Raw genomic sequence first — 13,501 nt, forward strand, 5'->3', positions numbered from 1 at the left:
CGCGCTGCCTACATGGCCGGTTTCTACGACGCGCTGATTAGCGTTGCCTCTGACGAGCAAGATGCCAAGGCAGGCACGCATTATCAATTGCATTTCGAAGAGCAAAATGACAAACGTCCAGCTCGCAGACAATGTTCGCGCATTTGCTTCGACCCGTCCTAACCTTCAGACCGCAGGAGTTGGGGGAGCTCTAATCAATTATCTGATTGAGTTCTGTGGAAAGCCCCAATAGATATGAAGGTGGACCGATTGATCGCGGCGTCGATTAGAAAGATTGACCTGGATCGCCTTATCGAGGGCTATCTTGAGCACGACGATGAAGCATAAAGGCGTCTCTGAAGTCGCGCTCGGGGCACTAGTGGCTACTGCCTTCTGGTTGATAGTAGGCCTACTGGTGGGCGATCCTGCACGCTTCAAAGACTTCGCCGGCCCGGCCGCAACGGTCTTCGCTGCAATTACTGCTGGCTGGATTGCCTACCGGCTTGGTCAGAGCCAAATCGCGGTCGCCAAGGTTCAAGCGGATATCGCAGAACGAAATTGGAAAACATCGAACGAAAAGATAGTGCTTGATCTCTTTGATAAGCGGCTCGCCATTTTCGAGGAGATTAGAGGGATAGTCGGTGAGGCATGCCGTAGCGGCACCGCTCCTGACGAGCTATTCTTTCGGTACGGACGAGCGATCGATCGCGTGCCCTATTTCTTCGGCGAGGACGTTCAGAAATACCTGGAAAAGATCCGTCTGCATCTAATCAACCTAAACCTCGCCAACTCGATGATGCAAAATCTCATCGATCCGGAGCGTCCGACATGGGTCAAAAAGCGCGGAGACGAGTTCATGGCGATAACCAAGTTCTACGAAGAAGCTCCACGCCTTTTCGGACCGTACATGAAAGCCCATCAGACAGCTTAATCGCGCAGAACGCGGGCAGCCGACGGCCTCGGTGCGCTACCTGGGACGATCCTCCAGAAGATCGAGGTACATGCAGGGTCACATAGCCCTTGGCACCGTCTAGGAGCACCTTGACTTGGGTGGCAGTCGCTCCCGGTCCAAGGATGACCCCTTTCCGGCCACTGAGGCGAGGCCCTGCTGACAGGGCAACGACTATCCGGCGACCAGCAAATAGCTCGTCTTTGGCAACCAACAGAGATCTGCCGAATTCGGCAGGGTACGGTTTGTGTTCCGCGGCATCGCCCGTCATATCGCAAGTCCGTTGCTGCGGAAAGCGAGATCTAGTGCGCTACGGCTTGCGCTCGCGCTTTGGTTGCGATTGAATGATCGCCGCCAAGGGGGGCACCGGTGGCTACATTTTTGAAGGTTGTTTCGGGGGTCTATTTGTTTGTCGTGTGGCTCGTCTTTGTTGGCGCGCTTCGCACTCCAGCACCACCGACCATAGGTTCAGACCTACTATTCCACTTGGGAGTATTCCTGGCTGCGGTGTGCTTCTCGATCCCAGCTGTCATCCTGTTCGCATTCGGTCAGATGGTCGGTGAGCTTCGTTCGATCCGGCACTACTCCCGCCAGCAGGCAGAGCATCTGAAGGCGATGCGGGCGTACTACGAGCCGCATGGGGGTTAGTTAGTGCAATGCATCGCCCCCGCCGCATAGAATTCGTAGTCATCGCGCGCGGCTGCAGCTACTTCAGGGACAGATAAGGGATCATGTACGAATGACGGTTCGCCTTTTTCGTCACGCTCGTTCGCCTTTTTGGGGACTGCACCGGCAGAAAGCGCACCGACGTTCGCCTTCTGGTCATCCAAAGGCTCACCATTGTTCGCCTTCTGGTCAGAAGAAGGCGAACCGAGCTATCGCTGAAAGTTGGTGACGGCGGGAATCGGGAAGGCGGCATATCGTGGGGGTGCTTGACGCCTCCACTTCTCCACCGAAGGAGCGATATGCCGTGTTCAACGATAACGTCACCAAGCTGATTCAGCCAGGAGTGTTCGACGACCAACTCACCGAAATCTTGCGTAACGGGGCCCGCGCTCTGTTGGCGCAGGCGGTCGAGGCCGAGGTCGCGGACTTTCTCGGCAAGCATGCCGATGTGAAGACCGAGGACGGCCAGCAGCGTGTGGTCCGCCACGGTCACCTGCCGGAGCGCGAGGTGATGACCGGGATCGGTCCAGTCTCCGTCCGCCAGCCGCGTGTGCGCGATCGCGAGGCCGCCGCCGCCGATCCCGACCGTATCCGGTTCTCGCCATCGGTCGTGCCGCCCTACATGCGGCGGTCGAAGTCGATCGAGACGCTGCTGCCGATCCTCTATTTGAAGGGGATCTCGACCGGCGACTTCTCCGAGGCGCTGGCGGCGCTGCTCGGCAAGGATGCTGCCGGGTTGTCGGCATCCGCCGTTGGTCGCCTGAAGGACGGCTGGCTCGACGAGTACGCCGCGTGGCAAAAGCGCGATCTTTCGGCCAGGCGCTATGTCTACATCTGGGCCGATGGCATCCATCTCGAAGCTCGCCTCGAGGACGAGAAGCAGTGCATCCTGGTGCTGATCGGCGCGACGCCGGAAGGCCGCAAGGAACTGGTCGGCTTCACCGATGGCGCCCGCGAGAGCGCGCACGATTGGCGCGATCTGCTGCTCGATCTGAAGCGGCGTGGGCTCGACGTGTCGCCGCGGCTCGTCATTGCCGACGGCGCGCTCGGGTTCTGGAAGGCCGCCGGTGAGGTCTGGCCGACAACGCGCGAGCAGCGCTGCTGGGTGCACAAGATGCGGATTTCACGGATCGTGAGCATCGATTTCGCGCGATCGTGAGCACTGAATTCAGACGATCGTGAGCAGCCCGCTACGGCCGATGGGAGATAGAGTCAGTGTTCTGGTTGGCCGTCAAGGGTGATGGTTTTGGCGCTGCGTTTTCGCATGCTTTCTCCGGTGAGCTGGAGGCGGTGGGCGTTGTGGACGAGGCGATCGAGAATGGCGTCGGCGACCGTGGGGTCCCCAATGGCTCCATGCCAGGTGTCCACGGGGAGCTGACTTGTGACGATGGTGGATGCGCGGCCATGGCGGTCCTCGAGGATTTCGAGCAGATCGCGGCGTTCCGCGGCGGTGAGCACCGATAGTCCCCAATCATCCAAAATCAGAAGCTGAGCGCGGCCGAGGCTTTTGAGGAGCCGAGCGTAACGTCCGTCTCCGCGCGCGAGCGCGAGCGCCACAGCCTTGGAACGCGATGATAGAGGACTGATCGGTTGTCGCGGCAGGCCTTGTGGCCGAGCGCGCAGGCTAACCAACTTTTGCCCAGGCCGGTTGCCCCGGTGACGAGCAAATTCTCGTGGCGATCGATCCAGCGACCTTCGACGAGTTTGGCGAAAACGGCGCGGTCGATGCCCCGCGGGGTGCGCAGATCGACGTCCTCGACGCAAGCAGTCTGGCGCAGTGCGGCGATCTTGAGGCGCGTGGTGAGCCGCCTGGTGTCGCGTTCGGCGGCTTCGCGGTCGACCAACAGGCCGATGCGATCTTCGAACGGCAGGGCTTCGAGATCGGGCGATCGGCGCTGCTCCTCGAAGGCCTTGGCCATTCCGGTCAGGCCAAGCTCGATCAGCCGTTCGTGGGTTGGGTGGTTAAGCATGCCGGGTCTCTCCTTGCTTCAGTGGAAGTAGTCGCGTCCGCGGATGTTGCCGTGGCGCAGGGGCTGGTGCTCGAAAGATTCGTCGAAGAACGTGCGATCGAGGCCGTTCTGGAGGATCGATCTAATCGAGGCGACGGAGCGCGCCTTGATGAGGATGCCCCTCCGGCAGGCTGCGTCGAGGCGTTCGGCGCCGTAGCTTTTGACGAGCGCCAGAATGCCAAGGCAGGTTCGAAAGCCTTGTTCTGGATGGGGCCGGGCGTCGATCACGGCCTGGAAAAACGCTGCTGTCGAAGGACCGATCCGCTCGCCGGCGGCGATCACCGCGGCGGGGGTCCATTTGCCGTAGCGGCGATGGGCGCTGGGCATGTGGTCGGCGATGGTGGTGTGTCCGCGTCGGTTGGGCGCGCGGGCATGGCTGGCGATCCGCTGGCCCTTGTGGAAGATCTCGACCGTCCGATCGTCGATACGGGCATCGACCAGCTCGCCAATCAGACGATACGGCGCGGAGTACCAATGGCCGTCGACCTCGACATGATAATCGGGAGCGAGGCGGCAGCGCTTCCAGCGTGCGAAGGCATAAGGCTGATCTGGCAGCGGGGTTAGCTTGGGTTTGTCGAGTTCGGCAAACAGTTCGGCGCGGCTTGAGCCGAAGCCACGCATTTGACGAGCATTGAGTTCGTCGACGAGTGTCTTGATGGCGGCGTTGAGCTCGGCCCGGGAAAAGAAGCGCTGATTGCGCAGCCGGGCCAGAATCCAGCGCTGGGCGATTTGCACCGCGACCTCGACCTTCGCCTTGTCTTTTGGGCGCCGCGGCCGTGCGGCGAGAATGGCCGTGCCGTAATGGCTCGCCATCTCGGCATAAGTGCGATTGAGGCCGGGATCGTAGCGGTCGGGGTTGCTGACGGCGGCTTTGAGGTTGTCGCAGACCACGAACGTCGGCGTTCCGCTCAAAAACGTGAACAAGTTGACGTGGGCCCGGATCCAGTCGGCCAAGCTCTCGCTGGGGCAGGCCTCGGCGTAGGTGTAGTTCGAAGCGCCCATCGCCGCGACGAACAGCTTCATCGGCTGCACTTCCCCGGTCAGGGGATCGACGATGTCGATGGTGTCGCCGGCGAAATCCACGAACACCTTCTCGCCGCCCAGATGAATCTGCCGCATCGAAGGTCGGACCCGCCCCTTCCAGGCCTCGTAGGTAGTGCAGAACCACGTGTACCCGAAACCGTCGGGATTAACGGCGCGATACTCCTCCCAGAGCAGGCGACGGGTTACGTTGCGCCGGCGGAGCTCTTTATCGATGTAGCTCCAGTCGGGCACCGGCCGCTGCGGGCTCTGAGACGCTGGTCGTGGGGCCGGGAAAAGCAAAAGCTCCAGGTCTTCATCGGTCATTCCCTCCGGAAGCGGCCAGCTCAACCCAGCAGAGCGGGCGCGGCTCAGGTAGCTGTGCACAACGCCGTTGCTGACGCCCACGCTCCGCGCGATGGCCCGCTCTGGCAGGCCTTGAAAATGTTTTAACCGAAGGACTTCCTTGATCCGGCGCATCGACAATCTCTGGGTAGGCATTGGACTTCCTCGTTAACCACGAGGTCATCCCTAAGCCGGTTGAGTTGTCGGCCGAAGCGCTGCAAGGCTCCGAAAGCCTTGCTCACGATCCCGCGAAATCGTTGCTCACGATCGTCTGAAATCTCTGCTCACGATCCCCTGAAATCCGCGCTCACGATCCCGCGAAACGCGCACACAAGACCACCAACGTGCTCGCCAAGCTGCCAAAGAGCCAGCAGCCGAAAGCCAAACGCGCGCTGCAGGAGATTTGGATGGCGGAGTCCAAGGCCACCGCCGAGCTGGCATTCGACGCCTTCATCGAGAGCTACACACCCAAATACGAAAAGGCGGCCGACTGCCTCGGCAAGGATCGGGACACGCTGCTGGCTTTCTACGACTTCCCCGCCGAGCACTGGAAACACCTGCGGACGACCAATCCCATTGAAAGCACCTTCGCCACCGTGCGCCACCGCACGATCCGATCGAAGGGTTGCCTGTCCAACAGGACGGCGCTCGCGATGGTCTTCAAACTGGCCGAGGCCGCGCAGAAAAGTTGGCGTCGACTCGATGGTCACAACCAGTTGCCAAAACTCGTGCTCGGTGTGACATTCAACGACGGGATTGAGGTCATCGCCAAGCACGGCTGACCGTGAGCCCAAAACCGCCGCCGCCTGACCGGCCCGGCCGTCACCAAAATTTGGCGATAGCTCAGGCGAACCCACATTCGCCTCTTCGAGAAGAAGGCGATAGGCATTGACGTAGGTCCCGCCTTCCTTGACCTCGAACTTGAGGTAGCCGAACTCGGCTAACCGTCCGAGGCTCAACTGCACGCCGCGGACGCCCTTCTTCCCAAGATCTTTAGCGATGGTGGCCTGCTTGCGGCGGGCTAGATCGGTCTCGTGATCGATCGCATCGGCGATATACCAAAGCACCCGGAAGTCTTGATCGGTAATGCGTAGATCGCCATTTGCGCGCGTTAACAGATGGAGCTTTCGCCGGGTCCGGTCCTTGTCGAGAATTGCACTCACGGCCGCACCATCTTCCGCGCCAGGGCAGCGGCGAAGGCAGCTTGCATGGCGGTTCCGGATTGCGGCTCGGGAGACTGGGTGCTAAATTCGAGGCTACTGGACTTTTGATTGCGATCTGGGGCTGCCTTAGCCGAGGCGGCCCTTCGCATTTTTGGCCCACCATCCGGCGGCTTTTGATTGCCAGTGCGCGAAAAAGCGCTTGCGGATCAATCTTGCCCGAACGGGCGGTTTGCCAATCTAAGCCATTGATACCGGCTGATGTGCTTGTTCTGCTGGGATCACCAATTATTTCAATAACTTAGTCCGCATTTGTTCGTCGACATCGTGTTGCGCCTGTTGCGCAAAATTACCCGATAATTCCAGCGATTGCCAACAACTCCCGGCTGCTCGGCGCGACATGGCCCGCGACAGAAAGGGCTGTGAACAGGTCGTAGCACGCTCCCCCATTTCTCGCCGATTGTGTGCACAATTGGCGCGCGCCGAATCGGGCCGACGGGGAGGTCGAGCGCTACCGTCTTGCCGAATGGCTTCAAAAAAAGAGAGTTGACAATAATCCGCAATTAAAGGGCCGATTGACAGAAGAGTTTTAAGCGCAACAAGCGCGACCCGTTGATGAGGCCTCGATCCGCGATCTCCATCAGGGCGAGCGGCCATGCTATCGGTCGCAATGATAGGCCGTATACATGAACGCACCCGACCGATATCCAAATTGCTGCTGAAATCCCTTGCATCCGCGCGGCCGTCTATACATGAATCTCTCGATGAAGCCGTTCTGCATCGGCTTTCCCGGCGCGATGAAGTGCCAGTCGATGACCGTGTCCTTGCTCCAGGCCAGCATGGCGTTGCAGGTGAACTCGGTGCCATGGTCGGACGCGATCATTCCTGGCTTGCCGCGTCGCTCAACGATTTCCTTCAGTTCGCGGGCCACCCGCCGCCCCGGATTGACGTCTCCGGAATGGCGCCCAGGTATTCCTTAGTGACGTCGTCGACGATGTTGAGAATGCGGAAGCGCCGGCCGTTGGCGAACTGGTCGTGGACGTGCAGTCTCAGGGCGGTGTCGCTCATGCTCGCTCCATCGGGCGGCGGCGTTGCGTCGGATCGGGCCGACGGCAGCGCGCGCACGCCGCCGCCTCCTGCGCGTTCAGGCCGGCGCGCGCTGGCCTCCCCTCACAGCGTCGCTGCGGTAGCGGCTGGTCGAGGTCCGGTAGTACTGCACGCGGATGGCCGCCATGGCCTCGATCAATGGTCCCCACGGCGCGGGAAAGCGTTCTTCCGCCATCACCCGGTGCAGCATGCGCGTATGGCCGGCCAGCTCGTCGTTGAGGAACTCCACCACAGGCATAGCTGGATAGCGCTGCAGCAGCAAGATCACCGCGTTGTCGGCCTCGCCGGCCGACCTGTCCTTGTCGCATCCATGCAGATCGTTCTGCAGACGCCCTATCGCGGAGATGAGCCGCAGGACCTGGCGAAACGCCGGACGCGCGCGCAAGGTCGCCATATCCAGCCCCCACAGCAAGGACAGGCAACAGAACACGTTCGCGTAGGCGATCGAATCGATGCCGTTGTGCAGGTACTCAGCGTAGGACCAGCGTTCCGCCGCTACCGCCTGCGCGTGTCCGGCGCGCAGCGCCGCGGAGTAGCACCGGGTATCGTCGAGAAGCTGAGCATAATCGCGACGATCGTAGGCGAGCGTGGCCAGCGAAGCGCGCAGCACAGCGCAACCCTCGAATCCGGGGAGCGCGCACGGCACGCCCTGCCCCAGCGCTTGCTCCACCGCGGCGAGCTGTTCCGGCGAGATCAGGCCAAGGTCGTTGCAATCGTCGAGCCAGAACAGCAGCGCCAGTTCGCGATAGAACGTCACTATCAGCGTTTCGTCCTGCGGATCGCGACCGGTGCGGGCGCTGGTGCCGCGCAGGCTCGGGTGGATGCGCTGCAGGATGTACTGGCCGCCCCTGACCGCTTCCACGGCATGCTCGTCGGCGAATCCGGTCAGGGAACGTCCCCACTCCAGCACCTGCTGCACCGCGCGTTCAGTCTGGATCATGGCGCCGCTCCTGCCCCCTCGGCCAGGACGCGCCGCCCCCAACGAAGCGCCAGCCACAACCCGGCGAGTTCGGCCACGCGCACGACCCGAGTGGGGCAATACAGTTCCTTGCCGATCCACAGCGGCGTCTGCGGCAATCCATGCGCCGCATGGCGGGCGAGCATCCACTCCAGCGCACGCGCCACCACCTGCGCGATGCGCCGGCGCCCTGTCGCCTCTTCGCTCCCATCCATCACGTGCAACGCAAACAGCGCATAGGCGGTTTCCTCGAACGTGGACCCGCGACCCGCGCCCCAGCCACCGTCGTCGCGCTGCGCCTGCAGCAGCGCCGCCAGCGCGCGCTCATCTCGCCACTGGGGCTTGCCTTGCGCCAGCGCAGCGACCGCATGCGCGGTGGGATACAGCCACGAAACGTGCCATTTTTCGTTGTCCCATAGACCGTGCGGGTTGCGATTGGCCTCGACGTACGCGCTGGCGCCCGCGGCGGGCTTTCCCAACAGTCGCAACGCATGCAGGGCATGAATGTTGGTCGACACCGAGGCATTGCGTTCGCCGGGGAAGGTGACGAACAGCTCGCCGATTTCGAAATGGCGCAACGCATCGACCGCCGGGTCACGGCCTGCAAGGTGCAGGACGCACAACGCAACGGCGGTGTCGTCCGCATCAGCCGCGAAGTGCAAGGCCGGGCCCAGACCGTGCACGCCCAGACGGGCGTCGAGCTGCGCGACGATCACGCGAACCGCCTCCGCGAGCGCGGGATGCGCGAAAAGCCCGGCCAGATGCAGGGTGTACAGCGACCAGCATGGCTCGAACACATTGATCGGCCAGACGTTGGGAAAGACACCTTCGATGCCGCTGCGCGTCGCCCGCGATGCCATCTGCAGATACGCATCGGCGCGCCCGACCTGCGGCGTGCTCCCCCGTGTCACGGCCTGGGCACGCCACGCGGCGGTGGCCGCCGGACTGATGCCGATGCTGCCGTCGTCATCCGGGCATGCGGTGGTCGGCGACGTCCCCCAGGCTTCCCAGGAGTGTAGCAACGGATGGCCGCTCGGCAACATCGCCACCGCCCCCAGCTTGACCAGGCACGCTTGCCGCAATGGCAACAGCGCAGGATGGCGCGGAAACGCTACGCCACCCAGCAAGGATGCGGCCTCACCGCAAAACTGCGGCAGGATCAGCTCCGCGCCGATCGGCGCGTCTTCTGGCACCGCATGTGCGTAGGGATCGGGCTGGCGCTGGAGGAACCTCGTTGCAGTCTGGACTGCGTCCGCAGCTCCGGGAAGAGGATCGGCACGCTGCAATGCCAGTAACGCCGCCCACGTGGGCGCATGGCGGAACAGCGGGAAGTCCGCGCTTCCCCATCCGCCGTCGGCCTGTTGCTGCGCGATGAGCCACGCGTATGCGTCCTGCCGACCGGTGACGTTGCCGTGGAAGCGCAGCGCCTGCGCCGTGTCGTAGACGGACGGACCGACGCTGCCGCCATCGCTCATTTCGCTCAGCAGGCGGCGCAATTCGGAAAGGATATGTTCGGACAGCGCGTTCACGCGGGATGTTCCGTTTGCAGAAACGTGCGCCGCGGCGGGCAACCGCTGCGATCGGCGCCGCGGACTCGGACACAGTGCAGGATGCACTCTGCCGCCGGCCGATCGCAGCGGCACAGGGGCGACTCGATGCGGACGGGCGCGCTCATGCGCGTGGCGCGTGTTTGAACAGATACGCGTTGGCCCACTGTATGAGTTGCGCCAACCGTTCCGCACGCGGCCCCAGCGGCGCGATGGCCTCGCCGGCATCGCGCAACAGATCCAGCGCGAACTGGCGTGCTTCCTGCAGTCCCATGATCGACGCGCAGGTCGGCTTCTGCGCCGCCGCGTCCTTGCCGGGGGTCTTGCCCAGCGCCGCGGTATCCGCTGTCACGTCGAGAATGTCGTCGATCACCTGTAACGCCAGGCCGAAACAGGCGCTGTAGTGATCCAGCGCACAGTAAAGTGCAGCGTGCGCGGCATTCACGCCGACAGCGCATAGCGCGCCCATGCGAACGGACGCGCGCACTAGCGCTCCGCTCTTCATCCGGTGCATCGCCACGATCCTGTCCAGCTCGACGTGCTTTCCAACCAGCGACAGATCTATGGCCTGCCCGCCTGCGGCCCCCTCGGCGGACACCGCCTGCGCCAGTTCGCGCACGAGCGCGATAGGGGTGTCGCCCGGCGCATTCAGGCTCGCCAGGGTCAGGAAGGCGTGCGCCTGCAGCGCATCGCCGACCAGGATCGCGGTGGCTTCGCCGAACTTGACGTGCACGGTCGGAAGGCCGCGGCGAAGCACGTCGTCGTCCATCGCGGGCAGATCGTCGTGGACCAACGTACAGGCGTGCATCATCTCGATGGCGGCACCGACGTCATCGAGCATGTGCGCCGGCGTGTCGGCCAGTGCGCCGGCAGCCAAACAGAGCAAGGCGCGGGTGCGCTTGCCGCCATGCAAGGTGGCGTAGCGCATCGCCGCCATCAGCTCGGTCTCACCGTCGTCTTCGGCGCAGAGAAGACGCGCCAGCGCCTCTTCGACCCGCTTTGCGCCGTCCTGCATCCAGATCTCGGGCAGCAGCCTGCCGGATGCGCCGCGCGCCTGCGCGCCCAATATGCCGTTCGCGGAAACGCCAGCTCGGTCGTCGTGTGGCGTGGAACCAGTCTGCATGTTGTTCATGTCCTTGTACCTGCCAGGAGACGGCCACGGCGAGCGGCGAGCCGCCGCGGTGTTGCCGGCCTCGCACCGAGCGCGCGCGCCGAGTGCAGCAATGCCGCGCGTCGCCGGCGCCGCTGCCTCACCACACGGGGCATGCGATGCCAGCTCATGAGAATCCGATGCGGATAGTCATGGACGGATGTGCGGTCGGGTAATAGCGCCGGCCTTTTTCGACGCCGCTCAGCAACCGCGGCCGCACCCCGGCCTCGTGCATGGTCAGCGCCAAGGCGATACAGAACTGCACCAGTTCCAGCCATACCAGGTGGTAGCCCATGCAGAAGTGTGGGCCGGTACCGAACTGCAGCATGTCCACCGGCCGGATCGGCTCGGTGCGTTGAAGCCACCGCGCCAGCCGAAACTGATCAGGCGCCTCGTGCAGCAGCGCCGAGGTCGAGAAATGCAGCAGCGGGATGCACAGATCGGTGCCCGTAGGAATGCGCTGTTGGCCGAGTCGCAATTCACGCAGTGCGCGACGCACTAGGAGCGGCGTCGCCGGATGCACGCGCAGCGTCTCGCGGAACAGCGCCTCGGCGACCGGACACTGCGCCAGGTCCGCGTGCCGAGTCGGCACCGCGCCTACGCGTTGCGCCTCCTCGACCAGGGCGTCCCACAGCCCAGGCTGCCGCGCTAGCTCGATCACCATCCAGGCCATCGTCGAGGCGGTGGTGTCGTGACCACCAAGCAGCAGCAAGCGAATATTGGCGACCAGGACGTCATCGGAAAGCGCATCGTCGCTGCGATCGAAGGCGCTCACCATGTCGTTGATCAACCCGGTGCGCGAGGCATGTTCGCGCGCGGCGCGGACGAACTCGCGCAACCGCGCATCGATCCAGTCGCGGGCGGCGCGGCCCCGCCGCAAGGGCAGTCCGGGCAGGTCGACCGGGGGCGCGACGATCAACTGCAGCAGTTGCCGGTACTTGCGATGCCATCCCGGCAGGTCCTGCGCGGGGATTCCCATGAGACTGAAGATGAGCTTGAGCATTAGATCGCCGGTTTCGCGCAGGATGGTGACGTCGCCCCGTTCCCGCCACCTCTGCACGCGCGCCCGGATGACGGGCGCGAACAGCTCGCCGATGCCGGCCAGGGTCAGCCCCTTGGGCAGAAGCGCCGCCTGGATCGCATCGCGCGCCTGCCGGTGCGCGATGCCGTCCTGGGCGACCAACGTTCCGCCAAACAATTCGGGCGCGATGTCTTCGATCAGCGCCGAGGACACGTCCTTGTGCCGGAGCAGTGCGAGAGCATCCGGATCCAGACTGGTCATCAGGTGTCCGGCAGGGCCGAAATCTAGCCAGAAGTGGCTGCCCAGCGTCCGTTCCGCACGCCGCAGCAGGCGCGGCAGGTCGCAGACGACGGCGGGAAGATGCCCGACCAAGGGAAAAGCGCCGGGCACGACCGGGATGTCGTGCCGCAGCCGATGCCGACGGTTCAGCGGGTTGAGCAGCATGTCCATCAGCAGCGCGGCGCCGCGTCCGCTTCTGCGGTCTCGCCGGCAGGCCGCGCGGCGCGGCTGTTGCCACCGTCGGCGTATGTCGGCACATGCGCCAGCATGCCGCCGTCGATGCACACGACCTGGCCAGTGATGAACGCAGCATCGTCGGAGAGCAGGAACGCCACCAGCGCGGCCACGTCCTCGGGGCGGCCGATGCGCGGCAGGAGCTGGTGACGGCGCAGATGGGTTTGCATGCACGCGTCCAGCTTGGCGAGGAGTCGCTCGGTCATGATGAGACCCGGCGCAACCGCATTGCAGCGGATCTGCGCATGACCGTACTGGGTGGCAAGTGAGGACGACAGCATGTTCATCGCCGCCTTCGACGCGGCGTAGGATGTCAGTGCGGTATCACCACTGAGCCCCTGGCACGACGACATGTTGACGATCGCGCCACCGCCGCGGGCGATCATCCGGGGGATGGCCTGCCGGCAGCAGAGCAACGTGCCACGCAGATTGGTCGCCATGGTCTGATCCCAGACCGCTAGCTCCAGCTCGAGGATCGCGCGGTCGCGCGGGGTCAGATGCATCGCGCTCGCGTTGTTCACCAGCAGGTCGACCCCGCCGAAGTGCCGCTCCGCCGTCTCGAACAGCGCTGCCACCGCCTGCGCATCGGCGATGTCGATCGCCAGGGCGAGCGCGTGGCCCGCTTCGGCCGCGATCTGCGCGGTGCAGGCGATAGCCGCCGAGCCATCAATGTCGGCCACCACCACTCTGCCGCCCTCGCGCGCGATGGCGAGGGCGCATGCCTTGCCGATGCCGGCGCCGGCGCCGGTCACCACGGCCACTTTGCCTTCAAACCGTCCCATCGTGTCATCCTAGATTGTGCTGGTCTTTCGCGGCATGCCGCTCGGCCTCCGCTGGAGAAGGCGCAGGGTCGGCGCTGGCGGGCTCGCCATCGCCAGCGTCGCTTTCGATGACCCGAATGGCGGCGACCGGGCACTGGCTGGCCGCGAGCCGCACGGCGGCGTGCAGCGCATGCGGGACCGTCGCCACGCACACTTCGGCCACGCCGTCCGGTTCGCGCTGGCGAAAGGTGCCCGGCAGCGTCAGCACGCACTGCCCGCTGGTTCCGCACAGATCCTGGTCGACCATGACGCGCAT

At 64.0% G+C, this 13,501-nt stretch carries 8 protein-coding genes and 4 pseudogenes; 3 read left to right on the forward strand and 9 right to left on the reverse strand.

Annotation, left to right across the window (positions count from 1 at the left end; translation table 11 throughout):
- Positions 1-304: 304 nt before the first annotated feature.
- On the forward strand, positions 305-910 hold the full coding sequence (locus tag ACVJ19_RS42790) for a hypothetical protein (protein ID WP_131234258.1): 606 nt from the start codon (positions 305-307) through the stop codon (positions 908-910).
- A 988-nt stretch (positions 911-1,898) separates the two neighbouring features.
- Positions 1,899-2,708 (forward strand): annotated as a pseudogene (locus ACVJ19_RS42795) (IS256 family transposase); the annotation flags it as partial.
- A gap of 98 nt (positions 2,709-2,806) precedes the next feature.
- Here ACVJ19_RS42795 and istB read toward each other — a convergent pair.
- Together istB and istA are read right to left on the reverse strand one after the other, a co-directional pair.
- A pseudogene (gene istB, locus ACVJ19_RS42800) lies at positions 2,807-3,564 on the reverse strand (IS21-like element ISFK1 family helper ATPase IstB).
- An 18-nt stretch (positions 3,565-3,582) separates the two neighbouring features.
- Positions 3,583-5,124, reverse strand: coding sequence for an IS21-like element ISFK1 family transposase (istA, locus tag ACVJ19_RS42805; RefSeq protein ID WP_060907903.1), 1,542 nt, complete (start codon positions 5,122-5,124; stop codon positions 3,583-3,585).
- 173 nt (positions 5,125-5,297) lie between these two features.
- On the opposite strand from istA, the pseudogene ACVJ19_RS42810 reads away from it, so the two are divergent.
- A pseudogene (locus tag ACVJ19_RS42810) lies at positions 5,298-5,778 on the forward strand (transposase); the annotation flags it as partial.
- Positions 5,779-6,882: 1,104 nt separating this feature from the next.
- Here the strand turns inward: ACVJ19_RS42810 and ACVJ19_RS42815 are convergent.
- The 7 genes and pseudogenes from ACVJ19_RS42815 to ACVJ19_RS42845 all read right to left on the reverse strand — a co-directional run.
- Positions 6,883-7,169: pseudogene (locus ACVJ19_RS42815) on the reverse strand (DDE-type integrase/transposase/recombinase); the annotation flags it as partial.
- Between the two features lie 103 nt (positions 7,170-7,272).
- Positions 7,273-8,175 (reverse strand): terpene synthase family protein, encoded by a 903-nt coding sequence (locus tag ACVJ19_RS42820; protein ID WP_011084944.1) that lies wholly within the window; start codon positions 8,173-8,175, stop codon positions 7,273-7,275.
- Complete coding sequence (locus tag ACVJ19_RS42825) at positions 8,172-9,722, reverse strand: hypothetical protein (RefSeq protein ID WP_026312707.1); 1,551 nt, start codon at positions 9,720-9,722, stop codon at positions 8,172-8,174. Before ACVJ19_RS42825 ends, ACVJ19_RS42820 begins: the two co-directional genes overlap by 4 nt.
- 142 nt (positions 9,723-9,864) lie before the next feature.
- On the reverse strand, positions 9,865-10,863 hold the full coding sequence (locus ACVJ19_RS42830) for a polyprenyl synthetase family protein (RefSeq protein WP_026312706.1): 999 nt from the start codon (positions 10,861-10,863) through the stop codon (positions 9,865-9,867).
- A gap of 154 nt (positions 10,864-11,017) precedes the next feature.
- Positions 11,018-12,361, reverse strand: a complete 1,344-nt coding sequence (locus ACVJ19_RS42835) for a cytochrome P450 (protein ID WP_018647447.1) — start codon at positions 12,359-12,361, stop codon at positions 11,018-11,020.
- Complete coding sequence (locus ACVJ19_RS42840) at positions 12,361-13,206, reverse strand: SDR family oxidoreductase (protein ID WP_018647446.1); 846 nt, start codon at positions 13,204-13,206, stop codon at positions 12,361-12,363. Before ACVJ19_RS42840 ends, ACVJ19_RS42835 begins: the two co-directional genes overlap by 1 nt.
- A gap of 4 nt (positions 13,207-13,210) precedes the next feature.
- The gene (locus ACVJ19_RS42845) at positions 13,211-13,501 is read right to left on the reverse strand and encodes a ferredoxin (protein WP_018647445.1); all 291 of its coding nucleotides are present in this window, start codon (positions 13,499-13,501) and stop codon (positions 13,211-13,213) included.

It is taken from the genome of Bradyrhizobium sp. USDA 376 (genome assembly GCF_054063675.1).